This window comes from uncultured Succinatimonas sp. (assembly GCF_905203285.1).
Lineage (GTDB): Bacteria > Pseudomonadota > Gammaproteobacteria > Enterobacterales > Succinivibrionaceae > Succinatimonas.
In genome coordinates this window covers 1-24369 of the sequence record NZ_CAJKVK010000023.1, presented here as the reverse complement: position 1 = coordinate 24369, position 24369 = coordinate 1, and the positions used below count along the sequence as shown (strand labels likewise).

Sequence of the window (24369 nt, the reverse complement as noted above, 5' to 3'; positions counted from 1 at the left end):
CGTGATTGTTTAATTCAAATTCACATTGAATGGAGGCATACCACCCGTCGGCTTCCTGTCTTACGGTAACGTTCTTAGGGATTCCTTCTATTTTTCTTGAGTTTCGATACCTTACATAACCTATTTTAGGGAGAAAAATCCTTCCGTTATCCTCTTCTACCTTAAAGCCCTGCGGATAACGAAAGCCGTCATCGCTGTGTCTTTTCTTAAACTTGGGATATCCTCCATTGCCTTTAAAAAACTTTTTAAACGCCTCATATAAATCCATGACTTTCTGCTGCAGGACTTGACTGTGACAATATTCTTTTAAAAAAGGATATTCTTCTTTTAATTTCTTTAACGCGTAATTAAATGTGTATTGATTAAGTTTAGGTTTTACACAGAGAGCTTTGACTTCATCTTTACTTAAAGCCTCTCCCCAACACAGCCTTGATTCCAATTCCTCAAGATATTCTTGATATTCTTCTTTCTCTTGAGCAAGCAAAGCGTTATAAGCAAAACGGCAGCAGCCGGAGAAATTACGCATTGCCTGCTCCTGCTTCCTAGTAGGACGCAGTTTATACTTAAAAGCAAGGCGCATTATTTCCGGCATCTATAAACTCTTATCTTATTGTTTACAAATCAAAAACTTCACTTATCTTACCCGTTGTCCTACTTATAATCCATACATAAATGAGATATTTGCAATTAAATCTTCTAAAAAAATCTTTTACGCACCAATGATTAATTAACTCAAAACCATATTTGCAAACGTATGCTTAAAATTTAATTCTGAACTGATTGAGTTTGACGGTGAACAAGACCGAGTACATTTATTAATTTTAAAGCTGCTGAAATTATACGGCTCAAAGCTTGTCTTCAGACTCAATGGAACAACTTCCATAATCATCCGTAAGCGTAAGTATCCTGCCGTTAGAACAAAGCTGTGGGGCAAGGCTTTATGGTCTCCCTCTTATTTCGCTTCCTCATGCGGCGGTGCTCCGATATCTATTATCCGACAATATATTGACCGGCAGAAAACACCTGATTAAAAACTGAGCTTCTCCTCGCGATGATCTCCGCCCTAAAGGATGGGGTTTTAGCCGCTGATCTTTTTTGATAAGGTGCGGCTTTTTTGGTAGAGTCGCACTTTATGCACTTGAATATTCCCCGTTATTTTTGGTGTCTTTGATTATATGTCAGCATTGTGCAGATTTGACCAATGTGTTAGCGGCCTTAATACAGCAAATCAGCATGGTATTTTTTCGGTATTTGAAGAAGATGTATTCATATTTTTTATTTATCGGGGTTTTTAATACGGAATTTTAGTTAGCTATTGCTAATTAAAATATGCTTTGTTACTATACGCTAACTATAGATAGCAATAGCTAATTAATAATAAAATGAGAATAAAATGTTTTCACCAGACTTTAATCCACTTTTAGAGGTTTTAAAAAATCATACCGACAGTAGCGGCAATGTAAGTTGGAATGCGCTAATCAGTGAAGTTAAAACAATGGCTTCATTGTTTGCCGGTAAAGCAGAAATGCCGCATAAGGGAACAGCCATGGAAGAGATGATGAAGAAAATGGCTGAATCTCAAGGAGAAGAGGTAGCTTGGCAGGCAGCTATAGGAACAGATCCGATAAAAGATGCGTTTGAAGTCAAAAAATTTGCGCATGCCTCAGGAGACGCACAAATTGTTCCTCCTCCCTTTGTTCCTATGGCATCCGATCTTCTTGTAAACACCAAAAGGACGACCCGCAGCGCTGCATATATTAATGTACCTTTTTGTCAGACTCGCTGCGCTTTCTGTATGTTTTACATCGGAGCATACAAACCTGAAGAATCCAAACGTTATACCGATGCCTTAATAAAAGAAATCAGAATGTGGCATGGTTCTAAGGCATTAGAAGATAAGCCGATTCATGCTGTTTATATGGGCGGCGGCACTCCTACCGCACTTGAAGCTTGTGATCTTGAACGCATTATCACCACTTGTAGGGAAGTTCTTCCTTTATCAAATGATTATGAGTTTACTGTTGAAGGTCGTATTTCTTTTTTTGATGATGAAAAGATAGAAGCGTGTCTTAAAGCAGGAGCCAACCGTTTTTCACTTGGGGTTCAGACCTTTGATACTGAAATAAGACAGTCGGTAGGGCGACTTTCAACAAAAGACGAATTGATAAGAGGACTTGAAAATTTATCAGCTTATGATGAGTCAAGCGTGGTTATAGATCTGATTTTTGGTCTTCCGGGACAAACTGAGACGACTTGGCGCGAGGATCTGGACATCGTAAGCAGTCTTCCTATTCATGGCGTGGATTTGTATCAGCTTATTTTGCTTGAAGGCTCTCCTTTGCAAAAATTAATTAAGGCAGGAAAGTATAAGTATGCCCCCGACAATCGCGAGAGAGCCGAGATGTACCGTATTGGCTGTAACGCTATGGAAAAAGCGCATTGGAAGCAATTATCGGTAAGTCATTTCGGACGCAATACGCGTGAGCGCAATCTTTACAACGTTTTGGCAAAAAGTGACGCCGATACTTTGGCTTTTGGTCCCGGTGCCGGCGGCAAAATTCAGGGGCTTTCCTTCATGAATACCCGTAAGTATGAGGATTATTTAAAGAAGGTTGAAGGCGGGGTGAAACCTATATCCATGATGTTTGTGCCGGGTGAGAATTGGCGTTTATACAAAGACTTAGGTGAAGAATTGGAACTTGGCTTTGTTGATTTTGATTATTTGAAGCGGCGTCATGGAGTTGATGTGGCAAAAGAAGGGTCGGAAGTGTTTACTCAGTGGCAGGAAGCTGGCCTTTTAGAGCTTAACGGGAGATTTGTCGATCTTACTTTAGCGGGGCGTTTTTGGGCCGTAACCATGTCACAGCTTTTGACCAATTATTTGCAAAAGAAACTTAAAAACAATTAATAAACAAACAATCAGAGGTACTTATGAAACTTACCAAGATAAGCGCAGCCGTGTTGACGGTCTGCCTTGGCTCCACTGCGGCAATGGCTGCCCAGGATGTTTACACGAAAGGTGTAGAGGTAACCGCAACCCGCGTTACCCGCGATCTTATGGATGTTCCGATGTCGGTAGGTGTTGTCGGTGAGAAGGAAATTGCTAAAAAGGGTACAGCCCTAGTAGGACGCTTAGTCGAGGATGTCCCCGGTGTACAGTTGACTACTAACGGCATGCCCGGTCAGCAGTATGTCAAAATTAGAGGTGAAGATGTTGATCGCACAGTAATTTTGATTGATGGACAAAGACTTTTTGAACAAAAGTCCATGATAGGCACGCCGATTTTGGTCGATCCTTCTTCTATTGAGCGTATTGAAGTAATCAAGGGACCTGCATCAGTGCTTTACGGCTCTGATGCAATCGGCGGCGTTATTAATATTATTACAAAAAAAGGCGGAGATAAACCTTTACAAGGAAGTATCGGTTTGTCTTATGACGGTTCGGCTGACGGTTTTAGTCAAAATGCATCTGTCTATGGTTCATATAATGGATGGAACTATCGCTTAAGCGGTTCAAATTCCGATTATAAGAATTTTAATGCTCCTGACGGTGTGACAATGCGTGGAGATTCTGATTTTGATACTCATTCATTGTCAGGATTCTTGTCATATGATTTTACGGAAGATTTGACCATGGGTGTTACAGCCGATTGGTATAAGGGTAATTACAATACGCCTTTTCCGGTTGGGGATGAAGGTACCTATAATGATTTCTTCGTTAAAATTAAGCCTTGGGAGAGAAAGAAATTAGGTTTCTTTGCCGATGCCAAGAATTTGAACGATTATTGGGCGAGATTGCGCTTTGATGTATATGTTCAGGATACGTCAAAAAAGATGCAAAATTATATTTATCCCAATATGGGAAATGCTCCTTTGTCAGTACAAGTTAATAATTTTACGGATAATACAAATAAAAATGCTGGTATATCGTTACAGACAGAGTGGCAACTGGGAGAAAATAATTATTTAATAGTCGGAACGGGATTTCAGTCAGATGAGTTGGACGGTTCAACCGATACTTTTACTACTCAGACCTTTTATATTCCGGGTAGGCAGCCTATTATTAATTCCACTTATACAGATATAGAAGCTTCTCAAAATACTTTTTATGCTTTTTTATCTAATGAAACAATTTTACCGGCAGATTTAACCGCTACATATGGAGTACGTTTTACCTCGGTAAAGACAAGCCTTGATAAATATAATGTGATAGGCGGTGATGCATATGATACCGGTAGCGATACTAGCAGTAATACTTCATTTAATTTCGGCTTAGTTTGGCGCGGTATTGAAGATTTAGCTGTACGTGCAAATTGGGGGCAGGGCTTTAGAGTTGCTAATGCTGAAGATAAGTATTACTTAACATCAATGGGTGGTGGCACAATTTTACCTAATCCTGATTTAGATCCGGAAACCTCAAACAACTTTGAACTTGGGGCAAGATATACCGGCGATAAACTTGATTTAGATGTAGCTGCATTTTTAAGTCTTGCTGATGACTATATCAATACCAAGACTATCAATGATACAGATATGATTTATCAATATGAAAACGTCGGTAAAGCTACTACTTACGGTGTTGAGTTAACCGCATCATATGAACTTCCTTACAATATCACTCCTTATGCATCTATGACGTGGATGCGTCGCCAGTTCGACTATGGCGGAATTTTAGGTAAAACTTATGATACCGGTACTCCTGATTTTACATATAGAGCAGGTGTTCGTTATGAACATGATTTCGGTTTGTGGACGTTTACTGCAGATACTTATGCCAGAGGAGCAACAGATCGTAATGAAGAGTCTGAGTCTCAAGGTGAAATTACTAAGACCCATCATGCCGGATATACGACAGCTAACATTGAGTTAGGTGCTTTGTTCGGTGATGAACGTCAATATTCAGTGACAGCTGCAGTACTTAATATTTTTGACAAAGAATATTACGTAAATGATTCTCTGCCCGAAGCCGGGGTTCACGCTGTTGTAACTGCTAACGCAAGGTTCTAATCCTATCCCTGACGGCATCGCAAGATGCCGTTATTTGACTATGCAAAAAATAAAAAAACGTTATTTCAATTGTCGGGAACTGGTAGTTCTGGGCGTGTTTGCCGCAGCTGCCAAAGTGGTTACTTTGGTGATTGCTTTGGCAGGCGGCGGACTTAATCCGGTGTCTCTTGTTCTCAAGAATCTGGTGTTTACCACATTGCTGGTCGTGCTTTTATATAAAGTACGCAAATTCGGCACGCTGTCTTTGTTTGCCGTGATTTCAGGTCTTATTTCTTTTTTGCTTTTAGGCGGAGGTATTACTTCAATCCCTACTACGCTTACTGCGGCAATTGCAGCTGAGTTTATCGTGTTGGCAACAGGCGGCTTTAAGCGTTTTTACGCTCCGGTTTTGGCGGTGTTTTTATATGACCTTATCTCAAAGTTTTTGTCTTTGGGCGTAAGTTACGTAATTATGCGCGAATCTCCGGGACTTATGGTGGTAGTAGTCGTGATTGTCGGTGTCGGCTATATCGGATCGCTTATCGGTTTGTATACGGGCGTCAGATCTGCAAGGGAGTTAAAGCATGCCGGAATTATTCACTAATGCAAAATTGAGTATTCTGCATCATTTTGACGTTAAGTCAAAGATGGTTTTTGCGCTGCTGTGTTCGCTTGTCGCTTTGTTTTTAACCAGGCCTTTGCCGCTTTTGACTTTGTTTGTCGTAACGCTTGTTTACGCTTTGTGCATGCGCCGTTATAAGGTACTTTTGGTAAGTTATCTATTTTTTATCGGCGTAATGCTGTTGTCTGTTTTTTGCGTCAGTCTTTTAGTCAGCTTTTATCCGCAGTTTAAAAACAGTGCCCGAATTGACTCTTTGGCTATGCCATTTTTGCGCGGTGCCTCGGTCATGAATGTGGTAATGCCGATGGCTTTGACCATTAGAGTACAAAGTCTTCTTACCACTTTGCAGAATCTGCACCTTCCTTTTGTGATTTATCTGCCGGGCGCCGTGATGATCCGCTTTGTACCTTCTTTTATCCATGACATTAAACAGGTATTTGAGGCAATGAAAATTCGCGGTTTTGAAGTAAATGTCAAAAACGTGCTGACTCACCCGGTTTTATTGACCCGTTTATGTTTTACGCCGCTTGTGTTTATGTCTCTTAGAACCTCAGAGGATTTGGGGGTTGCGGCGGAGCTTAAAGGAATAGGTAGCAGCAATTTGTGTACCTATAAAAGGATGCGGCTTAAAAAGCGCGATATAGCTTTTATCGTTTTCAGCGTGATTTTAACCGGCACCTGTCTTGTATTTGAGTACATTTCAGGCGGCAGCTTTTACGGATCGATGCACGGATGATTGAAGTAAAAAACGTCAGCTACACTTATTCTGACAGTAAAGAAAAAGCACTAAACAATGTTTCGTTTACCGTAAACGACGGTGAAATCGTATTGTGTACCGGAAGATCGGGATGCGGTAAATCTACGGTTATCCGCGTCATTAACGGCTTGTGTCCCGACTATTACGGCGGAACTCTTGAAGGATCGGTAAGCCTTAACGGTGAAAATAGTGCAGAGATGGATTTGACCGAAATTTCAAGAAGAGTCGGTACTCTGTTTCAGGATCCCGAGCGGCAGTTTTTTGCCCTTAACGTCGAGGATGAAATCGTCTTTGCGCTTGAGTGGATGGGACTTTCCCGCGATGAAATCAAGCGCCGTCTTGAAAGCGTTATTAAAAGGTTTTCTCTTGAGGATATAAGGAATAATTCCATTGCGGCATTGTCCGAGGGGCAAAAGCAGAAGGTAGGTCTTGCCGAAATTGTCGCTTTGCACGGTAAAAACATCATTTTAGATGAGCCTACGGCGAACCTTGACCCTCAATCAACGGAGGATTTGGCGCGGCTTTTGTTTGAGTTAAAACAGGAAGGTTATTGTATTTTCATAGTCGATCATCGTCATTATTGGTTAAATGCCATCGCCGATCGGGTTTTGATTATGTCAAACGGAAAAATCGAAAAAGAAGGCAAATTTTCCATTCTTGATAATGCGTCGCTGCAAAAAGAATACGGTTTGCGCAAGGCTTATGTAACAGACAGAAGAGCTTTACTTAAAGATTTGGATCCGTGTGGTACGGATTATGTCGTAAAAGGCGAACATGTTGCTTTTTCTTACAAAGACGGCAAGACAATTTTCAAGGATTTGAATTTTGCCGTCCCTGAGGGGATCAATGTTCTTATCGGTGAAAACGGTATCGGCAAGACTACCTTGTCACGCCTTATTTTCGGGCTTGAGAAATTAAAAGGCGGCAAAATTGAGTTTAAAGATCCTAAGGGGAAAAAACCGCTGCAGCTTGGCAGTATCGTGCTGCAGAATACCGATTACCAGTTAAATATGCAGACCGTATATCAGGAAGTTGCTATATGTATGACTTTGGCAGAGGGAATTAAACCGCAGCCTGGCAAGGTAATGGAGCTGCTTGAAAAACTTGATTTAAGTGCTTTGTCCTATCGACATCCTCAGTCTTTGTCAGGCGGACAAAAGCAAAGATTGGTAATAGCCTGCGCTTTGGCCAAAAATCCTCAGGTATTGGTTTTGGATGAGCCTACAAGCGGACTTGACGGTGCCAATATGCAGCGCATTAAAAATATTTTGCATGACTATGCAAAAGACGGGCGTGCGGCTTTGGTGATAACGCACGATCTTGAACTTATAGATGATAAGAATTTAAAAGCATTAAGACTTAAAAAGGAGACTGTATGAACGGAATTTCTTTGCAGCAGCAGTTAAAAGAGCTTATCTCAGGCGGTAAAAGTATGGGGCTGCAGATGCTTGCCGGGGTTTGCCGCAAAAGCGAGCTTGAGGTGATTAAAGCTTTGCCCGAAGGTATGGGGATGCTGTTTGAAGGATCTTATTTTTATAAGGTCTGGCAGATGTTAACGGAGATTGATACGTTAACTTTCTTTATTGAAAGTTCAGGCAATATCTTTGAGTTTAAAACCAAAGTAGAGCACGGACGTGAGGGGTTCGGTTATTTCAATCTTTTCGGCAAAAATTGTTTGAACGGACATTTACGTAAGGAAACCGTAAGTTCTATTGCTTTGCTTAAGATCCCATTTATGCAGCTTGAAAGCCGCCAGGTAGCTTTTATTAACACTGACGGTAAAGTTATGTACTCATTCTATTTGCCGCGTGAAGGACAAAAAATAGATCCTAAGGCAGAAGAGCTGTTTAACGCCTTTATAGCTGAGAACGGAGCTAACTAAAATGAAGTCTTTGGTTTTGGTCAGTTCAAAAACCGGCAACACTTATAAAATCGCCCGATATGTGCAAAAAGGCTTCGGGTGTGGTTGCGATTTAAAGAGAACGACGGAAAAGTATGATCTGTCAGCATATGACACCGTTTTAGTCGGTTTTTGGCTTGATTCGGGGCATGTCGATAATGACTCATTGTCCGTACTTAAAAGTCTTTATTACAAAAAGGTCGGAATATTCGGCACATTGGGCGGAGATCCGCAAAGTGAGGCGGCAGCAAAGGTGATGCAAAGTGCAATTGCCGCATTAAAGGAAGGTCATAGAGGCAATCGGCTTTTAGGAACCTTTTGGGTACAGGGAAAGATCAGCAAGCAGGTATTAAACCTTATGTATGAAAAATTTCCGGGATTAAAAGAAGATCCTAAACATGTAGAGCGTATTGCCAAAGCTGCCGTTCATCCTGATGCGGCCGACCGTCTTAAGGCTTTGCTTAAAGCCCAGTATTGGCAGGAAAAAGCTCTGAAGATAAAAGCAAGAGGTTAGCAGATGGATCTTGAAACTATATACGGACTTATCGGCCCGTGCGGCGTAGCCATAGTTATAATCGGTATCGCAGCGGTTTTTATTTGTGCCCGCAGTTTAATTTATACCGCTTTGTCCTGGCGTGAGTTTAAACAGCGTTTTTTAGACGTGCAGCGCGGGGATGAGAGATGTCTGCGCGATTATGAGGGCAGCAATCCGTTTTTGCGGATCATAAAAGATATAGTGCAGACGCATGCATCCCATTCTGATGACATTCGTGCCGAAGTCGCTTATTTATTTAACCGAAATTTTAAAACGGCGATTAACGGTTTGTCTATTTTAAAAATGATAACGGTGATTTCGCCTTTGCTCGGACTCTTGGGTACGGTAAGCGGTATGCTGATGGTTTTTGATGCCGTATCCGCGGCAGCTGCGCAAAATCCTGAAGTTTTGGCACGCGGTATTTGGCAGGCACTTATTACTACTGTAATGGGGCTTACCGTGGCTATTCCTACCATGGTTATTTATTACTTTCTGTCTTTGAGAATGCGTACTTTTCAGATTGAAGCCATTGAACATTCATATCGTGCGATTGTAATTACCAAAAAGGTGCACGAGAGAAAAGAAAAGGAATAGTACATGAAACAATTTAGCGATTTTAATTTCGGAGATGATGCGCATATTGATTTAACACCGCTTATTGACGTTATTTTTATGCTCGTCATTTTCTTTATTCTGACAATGAGCTTTGCCAAACCGATTTTAGAGGTGGCGCTGCCGAGCTCGGAAGCCGGGCAGGCGGTTAAAAAACAGGATTTTTTAGTCGTCGCTCTGCATAAAGACGGCTCTATCGTGTATGACAATCGAATTATTGATAAAGAAGAGCTTAAGCTGATTTTGGATTCAGAGCCTGAAAAAGCACTTAATATTTACGCTGATATGCAGACACCGTTTCAGTCTTTTGTTGACGTGGTTGATGTAGCAAAAATTAAGCGTGACGGCAGATTTTCGATTACGACCAAAAAAGAGTGATGTAAATGGATAATTTACAAGCAACAGCGGATAAACTTGCAAGTCTGATAACTGTAGCGCTATTGGGAGTTTTTTGTGCCGGAGCTTTTATCTATTCGGGAGTAAGTGAATCGAAACAGGTTGAAGAAACGGTAGAAGTGCAAATTTTATCCATAGAGCAGGAGACTGCGCCGGCTGTTTTAGGAGATCCTGACGGAGGACCAAAAGAAAAGTCGCTTGAGGAAGAACAGGTAGAAGAAGTTAAAGAAGTAAAGGAAGTTAAAGATCTCACTCCTGTAGTAAAGGAGGCTATAAAACCTGCACCTGAGATCGTAAAGTCTGAGCCTCGCAAAAAAGAGGTAACAACTTCTCCTCAAAAGAAAAAGACGGTCGTTAAAAAGAAAAAATCCGTAAAAAGATCTTCAACAGATTTACCTAAGACCATAGCCGCCGATAAAAGCGGCAGCGGTAATAAAAAAGGCTCTTTGCAAGGCTCTGCAAAAGCACAATCGGCAGCGGCAAGATCTGCCGGGATTTATAAAAATGCTTTTTCTTCATTGCTGTCACGAGTGTCAAGCTTAAAAGAATATCCGTCAAGAGCCAGAAGGCAGGGCATTGAAGGTAAGTGCGAGATAAGTTTTAAAGTAAATTCAAGCGGAGTAGTAACCGGTGCAACCGTAACACAAACAAGCGGACAGGTCGTTCTTGATTCTGCCTGTAAACGTCTTGGAGCAAAGCTTGTCGGTTTTAATACCGGCGCACAGGGCGGTGATTTTAACGTAAAAGTTCCGGTCAGTTTTAAGCTCATTGAGTAAAAATTAACTGTTTTTCGAAAACGTTTTCGTAAATTGCGGAAAATATATTGTTTACAAGCTTTAATTATGAGGGATTGTTGTAACTTATTAATTTAAAATCAATGGGTTATTTATTGTTTTGGTTTTTGGGTACAAGGTTGGGCGCAATTTGTCAAAGTTTGTTGTAAAACTTTGACATAGTTCTTATTTTCATCAATATTTATGAAGTATTTACGGATAAATATCACAAAAAAAGGTTTTACCGCTTTTTAATTATTTTATCTGGTAATAAATTCAATGTTACGTAAACGCTTGTTAAGCGTTTTTGCTTGAAACAGTGAGGAGTAATTATGAGAATTTCTAAGACTTTTATGGCTGTGGCTTTAGGTGCTGCATTAGCTACTACTTCAATGTTCGCTCAGGCTGCAGAGCCGGAGTACACTATCGGCTTTTCTCAGATCGGTGCAGAGTCCGAGTGGCGTACTGCTAACACTAACGACGTTAAAGCAGCAGCTGTTAAGCACAACATTGACTTAAAGTTCTCTGACGCTCAGCAAAAGCAGGAAAACCAGATTAAGGCAATTCGTACTTTCATTGCCCAGAAAGTTGATTTGATCGGTTTCGTTCCTATCGTTGCTACCGGTTGGGATAATATTTTGCGTGAAGCCAAGCGCGCCAAGATCCCGGTAATGATTATGGACCGTGATTTGACTGTTTCCGATGATTCCTTATATGTAGCTAAGATCGGTACCGATTCTTATGCCGAGGGCCGCAAAGCTTTCGATTGGATCGACAATTACGTAACCCAGAACAATTTAAAACCGCGTAACGGCGGCGATAAGCTTAATATCGTAATTCTTGAGGGTACCGTAGGTGCTTCAGCAGCTACCGGACGTTCTCACGGCTTTGACGATGCATTAAACGAGAGCCCGAATAAAGGCAGATACAATATCTTAGCTTCTCAGACCGGTGATTTCACTCGTGCCAAGGGCCAGGAAGTTATGGAGTCTTTCTTGAAGTCTTATCGTGATGATATTGATATTCTGTTCTCTCAGAATGATGATATGGCTTTAGGTGCTATTCAGGCTATTGAAGCTGCAGGTCTCAAGCCTTCAAAAGATATCGTTATCGTAGGCTGCGATGCCGTTAAGGGCATGTTCCAGGCTATGATTGACGGCAAGGCAAATGCTACCGTTGAGTGCAACCCGCTGCAGGGCGATCTCTTCTTTACTACCGCCAAGAAGATTTTAAAGGGCGAGCCGGTTGAGAAGAGCGTATACGTTGACGAAGGCGTATTTGATACCACCAATGCAAAAGAAGCCTTTGCTACTCGCCAGTATTAATTTCACATAAAAGAGTGTCCACCGCAGGGAATTTGTGTGTGGACATTTTTTTCTATTAAAGACAATATAAAAATTATATGTTTAGGGGAGGTTCTCATGGCCGCAAATGAAGGCGATTATATCCTTCATATGAAGAACATCGATATGTTCTTCCCCGGAGTAAAAGCTCTAAAAAATGTTGAATTTAATTTAAAACGCGGTGAGATTCACTCTCTTATGGGTGAAAACGGAGCCGGAAAATCGACATTGATTAAAGTATTGACCGGCGTTTATCATAAAACTAACGGACAAATTGAATTTAACGGAAACATAATAGAGCCCAAAACCCCGCTTGAAAGTCAGAAGTTAGGTATTTCTACCGTATATCAGGAAGTTAATCTGTGCGCTAATTTAACCGTAGCCGAAAATATTTACATCGGACGAGAGCCGCGCGGAAAGTTCGGTCAAATCGACTGGGCTACTATGTCCTCTAAAGCTAAAAAACTGCTGCATAATGAACTTGGCATTGATATAGATGTAAACCGCGTATTGAATTTCTATCCGGTTGCCATGCAGCAGATGATTGCTATAGCTCGAGCAATCGATACCAAATGCCGTATTTTGATTTTAGATGAGCCGACTTCATCATTATCGGATAATGAAGTGGAACGCCTTTTTGCCATTATGCGCAAATTAAAGGGCATGGGTATTTCAATTATCTTTATTTCTCACTTCTTAGAGCAAATTTATACTATCTGCGATCGTATTACGGTATTAAGAGACGGCTCATATGTAGGTGAGTATGAAATTAAAGATCTTCCCCGCATTGAACTTATTTCCAAGATGATGGGCAAGGAAATAAAAGAAGATCAGATCGAAAGCAATGTTGATAAGTCCGTACCTAAAGACGAGAACGTAATTGAGTTTGATCATGTTACCGTTCCCGGAAAAGTTAAAGACTTATCCATGTCGATTAAAAAGGGTGAAGTCGTGGGCCTTGGCGGTTTGCTCGGTTCAGGACGTTCAGAAATAGCCGAAACGATTTTCGGCATTATGCCGATTGCCGAGGGCACTATAAAAGTCGATGGTGTGCAGGTATCGGTAAAAAGCCCTATGGATCAGATGAAAAACCGTATTGCTTTTTGTCCTGAAGATCGAAAAGTTCAAGGAATTATCGGTGACTTGTCGGTACGCGAGAATATTATTTTGGCAATGCAGGCCAAAGACGGAATGTTCAAGCATATGCCGCGTAAAAAGCAGAATGAGCTTGCCGATTATTACATCGATCTTTTGCGTATAAAAGTATCTGATCGCGAGCAGCTTATTAAAAATCTCTCAGGCGGCAATCAGCAGAAGGTAATTATCGCCAGATGGCTTGCTACCGAGCCTAATTTATTAATTCTCGATGAGCCTACCCGCGGTATTGACGTCGGTACCAAGACTGAAATTGAAGCTTTATCAGTGCGGCTTGCCAAAGAAAAAGGTATGTCGGTGATATTTATTTCAGGCGAGATGGGAGAAATGGTCAGAACTTGTTCGCGCGTTCTTATCATTCGCGACCATGAAAAAATCACTGAGTTAAACGGTGATGAAATTTCTACGGCTCATATCATGCAGGCTATTGCCGGAGATTATCATGGAAATAATTAAAAAATTCAGCAAAAGCTCCATGGCGTTGCCTCTTACGGCTCTTGCCTTGCTGCTTTTATTCAACGCCGTATTCGTTGAAGACTTTTTCTCGATTCAGATGATGGAAAACGGCAATCTGTACGGTCGTCCGATTGATATTTTGTACCGTGCCAGCTCGCTCATCATTCTGTCTTTGGGTATGACTTTCGTTATTGCCACCGGCGGTATTGATATTTCAGTCGGTGCCGTAGTCGCGATTTCCGCTGCAGTATGCTGTTATATGTTAGGCGGTGATATCAGCGGTGTTCCGCAGCATCCGTTTATCGTCGCGATAATAGCTGCTTTGTGCGCCGGCATTGTTTCGGGAATATGGAACGGTACTTTGGTTGCCAAATTCAAGATTCAGGCAATGGTTGCCACTTTGATTTTGATGACGGCAGGTCGCGGTATAGCTCAGTTAATTACCGACGGTCAGATCATTACCGTTTACTATAAGCCTTTTAGCTACATCGGCGGAAATATTCCGGGTGTGATGCTTCCTACCGCGATGCTGATTGCTCTTGCGATGGTTATCTTAGTAATCGTGCTGGATAGAAAAACTTCGCTTGGACTTATGATTCAGTCCGTAGGTATTAATCAGACGGCATCACGTTATGCAGGCATTAAAGTTACCGCAGTACTTTTTGCCGTGTACATTTTCTCGGGATTTTGTGCAGGTACTGCAGGTCTTATAGAAGGTTCTTTGATTCGAGCAGCAGATGCCAATAATGCCGGTCTTAATATGGAAATGGATGCCATCTTGGCCGTAACCTTAGGCGGTACCTTGATGGTCGGCGGCCGTTACTATATCGGCGGTACCATTATCGGTGCCATTACCATTCAGACTCTGACTACGACCATGTATGCAGTGGGCGTTTCTTCAGACCGTCTGCCGGCAATCAAAGCTATCGTTATTTTACTTATCATTACCATTCAGTCAGAGAAATTTAAGGAAATGTTCCGCAAGTGGAAGCTTAAAAGAGCCGAGGCTGTAAGCAATAAGGAGGCTTCAAATGCGTAGTTTCTTTAGTAATCTTGTTGCTTCGCCGCGTTTTTCTTTCTACGTAACGGGCCTTTTGTTTATTATCCTGTTCGGTATCGGATCGATATCTTTTGAGGGCTTTTTCAGTCCGCAGGTATTTTTAAACCTCTTTATTGATAATGCCCCGCTTATTATCGTGACTGTCGGCGTTACCTTCACGATTTTGTCAGGCGGCGGCGGTATCGATTTGTCCGTAGGAGCAGTAGTTTCTTTGTGCTGCATGACTTTGGCATATCTCATGCGTGATACCTCTTTAAGTCCGTATGTCTGCATGTTGATTGCTTTATTCATCGGTGTTGTCGTAGGAACCATAAACGGCTTTTTCATTACTTTCTTTAAACTTCAGCCTTTTATCGTTACCTTGGGCACGATGTTTTTATGCCGCGGTCTTACCGCGATGATTTCCCGTGACAGCGTTCCTATCGACAATGTCGAGTATGGCGATTTGGCCTTTATGTCGCTTGAAATCGGAGATTGCTTCTTGTCATTAGGTGCAATTATCGCTCTGATCGTAGTTGTGATTGCTACCATTGTGCTGCGCTACACATCATTCGGCCGATCCGTATATGCCGTAGGCGGCAATGAGCAGTCTTCAAGATTGATGGGCTTGCGCGTAGATGCTATCCGCATGAAAGTCTATATTATTTCAGGCTTTTGTTCGGCTTTGGGAGGTATTACATATTCTTGGATCATGCTTTCGGGCTATACTTTACATGGTCTTGGTATGGAAATGGACGCAATTGCCTCATCAGTTATCGGCGGCACACAGTTGATGGGCGGCGTCGGATTTATTCCCGGTACCGTGTTAGGCGTTATGATCCAAGGCACGATCTTGACCATTATCTCTTTCCAAGGCACGTTGTCTGCCTGGTGGACCAAGATTGTGGTCGGTATTTTGCTTTGCCTCTTTATCGTAATGCAGGCTATCGTTAACGAACATAAGAATAAGCTTATGAACTTAAGTGCCGAAAAAGGCAACGATAAGCAGAAAAAGTAGTTCTTAATCAAAACGCCTGATACAAATCAGGCGTTTTTCAGAGGTGCTTATGGCAATTAATTTAGATAAAACTTATTTAGGTATTGAACTCGGTTCTACCCGTATTAAAGCCGTGCTTATTGATGAAAATCATAAGCCTATAGCATCAGGAGATCATGCCTGGGAGAATCGTCTTGAGAACGGAATTTGGACTTATCATCTTGATGATGTTTGGACAGGTCTTCAGGATTGCTATAAAAATTTATGTGCCGACGTTAAGGAAAAATTCGGGGTTGCCCTTACTCATGTAGGAGCTTTCGGCGTAAGTGCCATGATGCACGGATATATGGCATTTAATAAAGAAGGCGAGCTCATGGTTCCGTTTAGAACCTGGCGAAATACCGAAGCCCGTGACGCATCAGGTAAGCTTACCGATTTGTTCCAATTCAATATTCCTGAGCGTTGGAGTATTTCTCATCTTTATCAGTGCATTCTTGATAAAGAAGAGCACGTAAACGATTTGGATTACTTTTGCACCTTGTCAGGATATATTCATTGGAAGCTTACCGGAAAAAGAGTTTTAGGTATCGGTGATGCTGCCGGTATGTTCCCGATTGATTCTGACAAGTTCGATTTTGTTGATCGTTTCCTTGAGCAGTTTGATGAACTCGTAGCTCCGTATAATTTCAAGTGGAAGCACGTCAAGGATTTGATGCCTAAAGTCTTGTGCGCAGGTGATGATGCAGGATGCTTAACTGAAGAAGGCGCCAAACTTTTGGATCCTACCGGAACTTTAAAGGCAGGTATCCCGATGTGCGCACCTGAAGGCGATGCAGGGACCGGTATGGTGGCTACCAATTCCTGTGCCAAGCGCACCGGTAACGTATCAGCAGGAACTTCTATTTTTGCGATGGTGGTTTTGGAAAGAGCATTATCGAAGCTGCATCGTGAAATTGATATGGTCACGACTCCCGACGGATCTCCCGTCGCCATGGTTCACGCCAATAACTGCACCTCAGACTTGAACGCATGGGTAGGACTTTTTGGTGAGTTCGCCAAGGCCGCAGGCCTTAATATGGATGCTAATGCCTTGTACGGACTTTTATACAATAAGGCATTGGAAGGAGATGCCGATTGCAGCGGGTTGCTTTCATACGGTTATTTCTCTGGTGAGTTTATTACGGGTCTTGAAGAAGGACGTCCTTTATTTGTACGCACACCTGACAGTAAATTCAGTCTTGCAAACTTCATGCGTACCCATCTTTACACCACATTGGGCGCTATCAAGATTGGTATGAACATTCTTGATGAAGAGAATGTGGCTATTGATAAATTGTTAGGTCACGGTGGATTGTTCAAGACCAAGGGCGTAGGTCAGAAGATCATGGCTGATGCCATGAATGCACCTGTTTCCGTAATGGAAACAGCTGGGGAAGGCGGTGCCTGGGGTATCGCTATTTTGGCGGCTTTTGTCGTTAACAAGGGCGGTTTGACTTTACCTCAGTACCTTGATGATAAAGTATTTAAAGGCGCTGAAGGTTCTACTATCGCTCCTACGGCTGATGACGTCAAAGGCTTTGAAGCTTTCATGGAGCGCTATAAGGCAGGTATTGCTATCGAGAAATGCGCCGTTGATAACCTTAAGTAGTTTTTAAATTAATTGTCATTAGGAGGGAGGCTTGTGTCTCCCTTCTTTTTTGTTGAAATACTTAAAGTCATGAGTGAAATTATTTTTGAAACGAAGCGCCTATACGCAAAAAAACTTACTGCAGATTCAATTTTTGACCTTAAAAAGATGCTGCAGGATCCGCGCGTTATGTACGCTTATGAAGGTGTTTTTGACGACGAGATGACTGAAGCCTGGCTTAACAAAATGCTATGGCGATACGATGAATACGGTTTTGCTTTAAACGGAATATATTTAAAGACGACAGATGAAATGATTGGGCAGTGCGGCATAACCATGCAGGAATACCAAAATTCGTTAGTTCATGAGGTTGGGTATCTGTTTTGTGCTGATTTTTGGCATCAGGGCTATGCGACGGAGGCGGCAAAAGCTGCGCGTGACTATGCTTTTACGGTATTAAAAGCGCCAAGAGTATTTGCTTTTGTGCGTGATACGAATACAGCATCTATGAATGTGGCAAGGCGCTGCGGACTAAAGGCAATAGACATAATTATCAAACATTATCGCAACGTTACTATGCCTCATATTGTTTTTGATCTTACGCAAAAAGAGTGGTCTCTTTTAAAATCTCAAGATCAGAATAGTTGATGTTTTTACTCAATCACTGCAGATAATTTACGAGATGACTGAGTATAATTATGGAGATGAAACTATATAATATGTATAATTGATTATGATGATCTTGAAGGAAGCGAGGGTTTATATGTTTAAGCGCACTGTTTTTTCGTTAATAAAAAAGAGAATGCAGGAACCTCGTCGTTTAATCCAAATCGTATCAGGACCTCGTCAGATAGGGAAGACGACAACAGTAAGACAAGCCTTGCAAGAGTGCTCTTGCGCATTTGCATATCATCTGATTGAGGGCGGAAATCGATATAGAAATGACTTTATTAGCTCTGCATGGAATGAGGCTAGGTTGAAAATAAAAAGTGAAAAGTTATCAGAATTTATTTTAGTTTTTGATGAAATTCAGAATGTTCCGCAGTGGAGTAGTTTTATTAAAAAAGAGTGGGATGCTGATTCTTTTGATGGAGTAAATATAAAAGTTTTTTTGCTGGGATCTTCGCGTGTTCTATTGTTGAAAGGTTTGGCAGAATCATTGATGGGGCGCTTTGAAATCATAAGAATGTCTCATTGGTCATACCTTGAAATGAAAAATGCATTTAATTTTTCTGTAGAAGATTTTGTGTTTTTCGGAGGTTATCCTTTATTTGCCTCTTTGATGCGCGATAATTTTGTAATGTCAGCTGAAGATAAGGAAAGAAATGCAGCTTTTTTGGTGGATGCAATCATAAATGCCACTGTAGAAAAAGACATAATAATTGACACTCCGATTGCAAAGCCGGCTTTATTGAGGCGTCTTGTTGATTTGGCATGCAATTATTCAGGAGAAATTATTTCTTTAAATAAGCTTTTGGGTTGTCTGCAAGAAAAAGGTAATACCTCTACTTTGGCAAATTATCTTGATTTACTGGAGGAAAGCGGGCTTATCAGTGCTTTGCCTAAATTTTCAATGGATAGAGCAAGACTGAGAGCTTCTCCACCTAAATTGCAAGTGTGGAATAACGCTCTTAAAACTAATTTTTTGCAACTTTCATATGACAGTGTACAAAAAGACAAAGCTCTTTACGGCAGGATATTTGAATCGGCAATCGGTGCATTTTTGGTTAGTGCATCCTTTACAGGACGTTTTGAGGTTTTTTATTGGAAAGAGGGAGATCTTGAGGTTGATTATATCCTTAAAAAGGGAGATCGTATTGTAGCAATAGAGGTGAAAAGCAATTTTGAAGTGTTTTCAAAAGGTCTTAATGCTTTTAATGAAAAGTTTAAGCCGTATCGAAGTTTTATTGTTGGGCCGGCAGCTATGAAGCCTGAGGAATTCTTTTCTATCGACCCGATAATGTTGTTTGATTGATTTAACGATATTTTAGAATGTCTTTGTCGGTGATTTTACGTAGGACTTTGCATGGATTGCCGACGGCTACGGTGTAGGGCGGGATATCTTTGTTTACGACAGATCCTGCTCCAATTACCGCCCCTTCTCCAATTGTAACGCCCGGTAAAATACAGACGTTTGCGCCAATCCAGACATTTGACCCTATAGTAATGGGAAATGCATACTCTAGACCTTGATTGCGTCTTTTGGCATCAAGAGGATGTCCTGCGGTTGAGATACAGCAATTGGGCGCTATAAAAACATGATCGCCGATAGTTACTTTAGCTCCGTCTAAAATGATTAAATTGTAATTGGCGTAAAAATAGTCACCAAGTTCAATATTAAAACCGTTGTCACAGTGAAAAGGAGCGGTTATTACGGGAGATTTGCCACACTTGCTGACAATTTTTCTGATTTGTTCTTCCTGCTGTTTCAGATCGCTTGGACGAATTTGATTAAAGTCAAAGCAAAGCTCCTGGCATTTCAAGCGCAGTTTTACGGTTTCTTCACTGTAATTGGCATCATAAAGCATGCCGAGTTCGCATTTTTCACGCTCTGTTAATTTGCTGATATCTTTTGACATCACGATTATTCCGGTCTGTCTTGAGCAAAATTTTTTATGGCGCGACCAAGTCTTAGCATGATGACTAAAAATGAACAGGCAAGCAGAAAATAGCGCAGCATATTGTAGATAACCACAGCATGTTTAAAATTAGCTTCAAACACGGTCGTATCGATGTCTTGGTTGTTTTGTTGAATGTAATAAAGTTCACTGTAGAAAATAAAAGGAGCAATAGCGGTTGCTAATAAAAATATTGCAGCAACGAATCTTCTTTCTTTATTACTGATAATTCCGCCAAAAACAAGCCAAGCCGCACCTGCAATCAGCAAGGATAAATGAAGAGGATCGGGAAATGACGGATTGGAAGTTATTGCTACAGCCCAAAGGGCGACAATTAAAGAGCAGGCAAAAAGAATAGGACGATATTGATCAAGCATAAAAATATTAAGGTTGTAGTTTAAAAGAAATATATGAAATTATCTGTGGTCAGTATACACTCTTTTTGTTAAAATATGCCCCTGTTGCTGGCTTAGCTCAGTTGGTAGAGCAATTGATTCGTAATCAATAGGTCGCAGGTTCGACTCCCGTAGCCAGCACCACCTGTCTTTTTCCCCTCATTTGGATTAATCAATCATCCCAGGGAATAGCCGTATCAGGATGTTCTCCAGACCAAGCGCATAACGGCAGATTATTCAACTCAGACATTTCTTCTTCGCAAAGCGCAAAGTCAAACAGCTTTTGATTTTCAAGCATACGGTCACTATGAGTTGTTTTAGGCAGAGGAAGTACTCCGCGTTGTAATGAGTAACGCAATAGAATTTGCGCTGCGGTTTTGTTGTGGTGTGCGGCAATATCTTTTAGTTTATCGTTATCGATTAGTCCGCCTTGTCCAAGAGGACGCCATGCTTCAATTAAAATATTGTGTTTGACTGAATATTCGTAAGCCTCTTCTTGCAGGTAACCCGGATGAAACTCGATTTGATTGATGCAAGGAAGTACATCGCTTTGCAGCGCGGCAAAGTGGTGAGGGAGAAAATTAGCAACACCGATGGATTTTACTATTCCTTCAGAGCGCATCTTTATAAATTCGCTCCATGTGGATGCTAGCTTATCTTGCCACTTGTTGTCCTTTTTAGAGGCTTTAGGCCAGTGGATAAGCAGTAAATCAACAAAGTCAGTTTGCAGATCGCGTAAAGAATTTTCAAGAGATAACCGGGCTTTTTCAGGACAGAGATCGTCTTTCCATACTTTGGTGGTTATAAAAATCTGATCGCGAGGAACGCCTGATTTTTTTATTGCCTTGCCGATGGAGGTTTCGGATTTATACAATGCGGCGCTGTCAAAATGACGAAATCCCGAATTAATAGCATCAAGGATAATTTGCTCACCGTTTTCGTTTTCTCGAATTTTCCATGTGCCAAAACCGACACATGGTATCCGGTTGCCGTCATTTAAAGTATAGGTTGAGTTAATGTTAGTAAACTCTTTAGCTTGGGTAACAAAATCTTTCATAATTGCAATCTGTTGTTAATCGTGATCTTCATTGCTCGGATAACATCCAAGTACTTTGATTTCTCCTGTTAATTGTTTCAGATTGTCCATGATATTCTGCATGACAGGAGTATCAAGATTTGCTTCGACATCGGCAAAGAAAATTTCTTCCCAAGTCTCGCGGGCATTGCGTTCACGCGGTCTTGAATGCAGTTTAGTAAGATTAATATTGTTTTTACTAAATTCATTTAGTACGGAAATTAATGAGCCGGGAGTATATTTTTTAGTGGTAAAAATTATGGAGGTTTTGGCATCCACGAAGTTTGGAACAACAATAGGACTCATTGCAATTACAATAAAGCGCGTAAAGTTGTTGGGGTTATTGGCAATATCGGTTACCAATGAATTTAAAGAATAGAATTTTGCTGCATTTTTACTGCCAAGGGCGGCTATTTTCGGATTGTTTAATCTTATTACTTCTTTCATGGCTTCAGATGAAGCGCTGGTGTAATGGATTTTTACATTCGGTAAATGAAGATTAAGCCAATTTGAGCATTGAGTAACCGGCTGAGGATGAGAGTATATTTCGGTAATTTCTTCAAGGGTACCGCCGTTTACGGTAAGCAGCGAATGATCAATCGGATAAAAAAGTTCTCCGACAATGCGGGCTTTCATCATCTGGACGATATCAAGGACGTCGTTAATACTGCCAGAGCTTGAATTTTCAATCGGTAAAACTCCGTATTCGGTTTTTCCGCATTCTACGTTTTCCACGATTTCAGCAAAAGAATTGCATCCGTATTCTTCAAATTTTCCGGCATAGCATTCAAGATATTTATGTGCGGCAAGATGAGAGTAGGTGCCGATTGTGCCTAAATATGAAACCGAAGTGCTGCGTTTTATATCTTTGTTGTTAAGTTTATCCTGGATGTAGCATAGTTCATAAGCTACGGTGTAATTCATAATTTGGCGGAAAACTTTGTTAATAAGAGACGGCGCAAGTCCCATTTCGGAACCTTTTTGCATTAGAGTGTTGAGTTTTTGCTGTTCTCTGTTTTTATCACTTACCGGTTGATCACGTTCAAGCTTATAGTTGGCTATATCATCGGCAATTTCTTTTCTTTGTTTTAAAAGTTCTAAAATCTGATTGTCTACGGAATCAATTCGGTCGCGGCATTCTGTGAGGTTTAGCATTTTTATTTATATCTCGTGGTAGTTGGTGGGTAACAACAAAAACTAAAAAGGCGGCAAAAGTGCCGCCTTCTAATAATAATCTTCTTACTCGCGCTTTGAAAGCAAACGCAGAATTTCAATATACAGCCAGCAGATTGTGACCAATAAAGAGAAAGCGTTGAAGTACTCAAAATATTTAGGTAAACCTTGATCTACCGCGATTTGAATATTTTCAAAATCGAGAATAAGACTTAATGAGGCAATTAAGCATACGATAAGCGAAATTCCTATAGATACGGCACCGGTTTGGGGCAAAAGGGCCATATTAAATAGGTGCATGACAAAATCAAGCAGATATAAGACGCAGATTGCACCGGTAGCACCTACAACTATAGAACGAAAACGTGCAGTAGGGACGATAAGCTTCATTTTCCATAAGACAAGCATAACCATCACTACAACAAATGTTGACATAACGGCAGTGACGACGATACCAGGATATTTAAGTTCAAAAGCCATGGAAAGAGAGCCTAGTGCAGCACCTTCAAGTACGGCATAAAGAGGCGCTGTAATAGGTGAAGCTGTCGGCTTGAAAATAGTAATCATTGCGACAATTACTGCAGCAATGACTGAACCGTACATTAAAACAGAAGGTAAAGCTTGATTTGCTACTATGTAGTTTGCCGAGTAAATCATTGAAAAGTAGCCTGAAACTAAAGTAACGGCTACTAAAATAATCGCTTTTGTCGTGGTTCCTGAAAGGGTTGCTGCAGCTTCAAGACCACCGAAGTTGTATGCACCGGCTTCACGGGTAAGAACACCTATGGCTGGATTTGATGATTGCATTTATTTATAGCTCCTAATGTGTTTATAAGATGCTTTCGATTGTACTAAATAGGGGCTATTAGTCAAATTTACAAGCAGAATATGAGCGTAAATGCAAAAGAATCTCACAATTTTGGTTAGCAGCGAAGTAAACAAAAAAACAGAGTTTTTTGTTTACTCGGAAAACCATTGCGGATTACATTTATCCATAACCATGGATAATGATTCGGACGTTTCCTGCAGATGCTGAATTATAGCCTTTTCAGCTAAGTCAGGATCTCGTTTTTTAAGCGCTTCCAGAACTTTGCGGTGAGCCCTGCAGGTCTTGCTTATCGGCGTTAACTCAAATTCAATGGATAAAAAACGCAGACGATCCATTGAACCTTTGACCGTCTCAACTATATCCCATGCTTTGTCATAGCCCGGAGCAGACAGGATAATACGATGGAATTCATCATCAAGGCTAAAGTGCAGGTGGACGTTATAGTCATCGGCAACAGTTTCCTGTTTGTGAACGTTTTCTTCAAGTAAAGCTATGACTTTATCATCAATGCATTTTGCCGTTTTACGAATGATTTTTGATTCGATTGCTTCGCGAATTACCGCACCTTGCAGTACTTGGCTTCTTGAAATACGTTTTACTCTAGTGGTTTTTTTTGGCTCAATTAAAACGAAGCCGTTTTCCGAGAGTTTAATTAACGCTTCACGTACCGGCTGACGGGAAATGTTGAATTTAGCCGATACTTCGTTTTCAGATAAATGGTCGCCGGGCATAAGACGGCATTCAATAATGGCACGCTTTAAGTAGGCATAAATTTGACGGCTTATAGGATCTACGGAATTTAAAACAAATTTATCACCGCTTAAAAAAATATCGTTCACGTTTGTTCCCGCCTGCAAATGAAGTTTGATCAGTTTAACGTAAATTTAGCTTTTTTTACAGAAAGATAGGAGCTTAAGTCTGCAAATTTCAGCATTAGTATATGTCTAAATGATCTGATCATATAAATAAATTTTATATCTTATTATTTTTGTTATTCCTGTAAGCTTCCTTTTTTATTCGCTATTTATCTATAAATATATAAATAAAAATTTTTAATTTTTTACTGATTTTAGTTAAAAGA

At 40.9% G+C, this 24369-nt stretch carries 24 protein-coding genes, 1 tRNA gene and 1 pseudogene; 19 read left to right on the top strand and 7 right to left on the bottom strand.

Translation table 11 applies throughout. The features are described from left to right. On the bottom strand, positions 1-592 hold a 592-nt coding region (locus QZ019_RS03985), incomplete at its 3' end, for a transposase (protein ID WP_295482488.1). 28 nt (positions 593-620) lie between these two features. On the opposite strand from QZ019_RS03985, the pseudogene tnpA reads away from it, so the two are divergent. From tnpA to QZ019_RS03895, 18 genes and pseudogenes are all read left to right on the top strand, one after another. Further along, positions 621-1031, top strand: a pseudogene (gene tnpA / locus QZ019_RS03980) (IS200/IS605 family transposase). Between the two features lie 362 nt (positions 1032-1393). Beyond that, on the top strand, positions 1394-2908 hold the full coding sequence (gene hutW / locus QZ019_RS03975; protein ID WP_295482486.1) for a heme anaerobic degradation radical SAM methyltransferase ChuW/HutW: 1515 nt from the start codon (positions 1394-1396) through the stop codon (positions 2906-2908). Positions 2909-2931: 23 nt separating this feature from the next. After that, positions 2932-5007, top strand: a complete 2076-nt coding sequence (locus QZ019_RS03970; protein WP_295482483.1) for a TonB-dependent receptor — start codon at positions 2932-2934, stop codon at positions 5005-5007. Between the two features lie 40 nt (positions 5008-5047). After that, complete coding sequence (locus QZ019_RS03965; RefSeq protein ID WP_281757326.1) at positions 5048-5590, top strand: MptD family putative ECF transporter S component; 543 nt, start codon at positions 5048-5050, stop codon at positions 5588-5590. Then, positions 5571-6344 carry an energy-coupling factor transporter transmembrane protein EcfT gene (locus QZ019_RS03960; RefSeq protein WP_295482479.1) on the top strand — a complete coding sequence of 258 codons (774 nt, stop codon included), beginning with the start codon at positions 5571-5573 and terminating at the stop codon, positions 6342-6344. Before QZ019_RS03965 ends, QZ019_RS03960 begins: the two co-directional genes overlap by 20 nt. Continuing rightward, positions 6341-7744 carry an ABC transporter ATP-binding protein gene (locus QZ019_RS03955; protein WP_295482477.1) on the top strand — a complete coding sequence of 468 codons (1404 nt, stop codon included), beginning with the start codon at positions 6341-6343 and terminating at the stop codon, positions 7742-7744. Before QZ019_RS03960 ends, QZ019_RS03955 begins: the two co-directional genes overlap by 4 nt. Further along, positions 7741-8247: a heme utilization cystosolic carrier protein HutX gene (hutX, locus tag QZ019_RS03950; protein ID WP_295482476.1), complete on the top strand. Its 507-nt coding sequence runs from the start codon at positions 7741-7743 to the stop codon at positions 8245-8247. The genes QZ019_RS03955 and hutX overlap by 4 nt, the downstream gene beginning before the upstream one ends. Position 8248: 1 nt before the next feature. Further along, complete coding sequence (locus QZ019_RS03945) at positions 8249-8779, top strand: flavodoxin family protein (RefSeq protein ID WP_009142246.1); 531 nt, start codon at positions 8249-8251, stop codon at positions 8777-8779. Between the two features lie 3 nt (positions 8780-8782). Further along, positions 8783-9394, top strand: a complete 612-nt coding sequence (locus tag QZ019_RS03940) for a MotA/TolQ/ExbB proton channel family protein (RefSeq protein ID WP_249082142.1) — start codon at positions 8783-8785, stop codon at positions 9392-9394. Positions 9395-9397: 3 nt separating this feature from the next. Then, the gene (locus QZ019_RS03935) at positions 9398-9790 is read left to right on the top strand and encodes a biopolymer transporter ExbD (RefSeq protein ID WP_295482472.1); all 393 of its coding nucleotides are present in this window, start codon (positions 9398-9400) and stop codon (positions 9788-9790) included. Between the two features lie 5 nt (positions 9791-9795). Then, entirely contained in the window at positions 9796-10584 is a 789-nt protein-coding gene (locus QZ019_RS03930) for an energy transducer TonB (RefSeq protein ID WP_295482470.1), read from the top strand. Between the two features lie 329 nt (positions 10585-10913). Further along, entirely contained in the window at positions 10914-11906 is a 993-nt protein-coding gene (locus QZ019_RS03925; protein ID WP_249082151.1) for an ABC transporter substrate-binding protein, read from the top strand. 96 nt (positions 11907-12002) lie between these two features. Continuing rightward, complete coding sequence (locus tag QZ019_RS03920; protein WP_295482465.1) at positions 12003-13535, top strand: sugar ABC transporter ATP-binding protein; 1533 nt, start codon at positions 12003-12005, stop codon at positions 13533-13535. After that, the gene (locus QZ019_RS03915; RefSeq protein ID WP_294567909.1) at positions 13522-14574 is read left to right on the top strand and encodes an ABC transporter permease; all 1053 of its coding nucleotides are present in this window, start codon (positions 13522-13524) and stop codon (positions 14572-14574) included. The genes QZ019_RS03920 and QZ019_RS03915 overlap by 14 nt, the downstream gene beginning before the upstream one ends. Beyond that, positions 14567-15592, top strand: a complete 1026-nt coding sequence (locus QZ019_RS03910; RefSeq protein WP_294567907.1) for a sugar ABC transporter permease YjfF — start codon at positions 14567-14569, stop codon at positions 15590-15592. Before QZ019_RS03915 ends, QZ019_RS03910 begins: the two co-directional genes overlap by 8 nt. A gap of 49 nt (positions 15593-15641) precedes the next feature. Beyond that, positions 15642-17219: a xylulokinase gene (locus QZ019_RS03905; protein WP_295482458.1), complete on the top strand. Its 1578-nt coding sequence runs from the start codon at positions 15642-15644 to the stop codon at positions 17217-17219. Positions 17220-17288: 69 nt separating this feature from the next. Next, positions 17289-17846, top strand: coding sequence for a GNAT family N-acetyltransferase (locus QZ019_RS03900; RefSeq protein WP_295482454.1), 558 nt, complete (start codon positions 17289-17291; stop codon positions 17844-17846). Between the two features lie 85 nt (positions 17847-17931). Beyond that, positions 17932-19173, top strand: coding sequence for an AAA family ATPase (locus tag QZ019_RS03895; protein WP_295482493.1), 1242 nt, complete (start codon positions 17932-17934; stop codon positions 19171-19173). Position 19174: 1 nt separating this feature from the next. Here QZ019_RS03895 and QZ019_RS03890 read toward each other — a convergent pair whose 3' ends face one another. After that, positions 19175-19777, bottom strand: coding sequence for a sugar O-acetyltransferase (locus QZ019_RS03890; protein WP_295482490.1), 603 nt, complete (start codon positions 19775-19777; stop codon positions 19175-19177). Positions 19778-19782: 5 nt separating this feature from the next. Continuing rightward, positions 19783-20193, bottom strand: a complete 411-nt coding sequence (locus QZ019_RS03885) for a hypothetical protein (RefSeq protein ID WP_294567900.1) — start codon at positions 20191-20193, stop codon at positions 19783-19785. An 86-nt stretch (positions 20194-20279) separates the two neighbouring features. On the opposite strand from QZ019_RS03885, the gene QZ019_RS03880 reads away from it, so the two are divergent. Then, positions 20280-20355, top strand: a tRNA-Thr gene (locus tag QZ019_RS03880). Positions 20356-20383: 28 nt separating this feature from the next. Here QZ019_RS03880 and QZ019_RS03875 read toward each other — a convergent pair. The 4 genes from QZ019_RS03875 to QZ019_RS03860 form a co-directional block, all read right to left on the bottom strand. Then, a complete protein-coding gene (locus QZ019_RS03875) occupies positions 20384-21268 on the bottom strand; it encodes an aldo/keto reductase (RefSeq protein ID WP_294568189.1) in 885 nt (294 codons plus the stop codon). 15 nt (positions 21269-21283) lie between these two features. Then, a complete protein-coding gene (gene pheA / locus QZ019_RS03870) occupies positions 21284-22441 on the bottom strand; it encodes a prephenate dehydratase (protein WP_294568191.1) in 1158 nt (385 codons plus the stop codon). A gap of 84 nt (positions 22442-22525) precedes the next feature. Further along, a complete protein-coding gene (locus tag QZ019_RS03865) occupies positions 22526-23266 on the bottom strand; it encodes a Bax inhibitor-1/YccA family protein (RefSeq protein WP_295482450.1) in 741 nt (246 codons plus the stop codon). A gap of 153 nt (positions 23267-23419) precedes the next feature. Further along, the gene (locus tag QZ019_RS03860; RefSeq protein WP_295482448.1) at positions 23420-24127 is read right to left on the bottom strand and encodes a GntR family transcriptional regulator; all 708 of its coding nucleotides are present in this window, start codon (positions 24125-24127) and stop codon (positions 23420-23422) included. Positions 24128-24369: the final 242 nt, after the last annotated feature.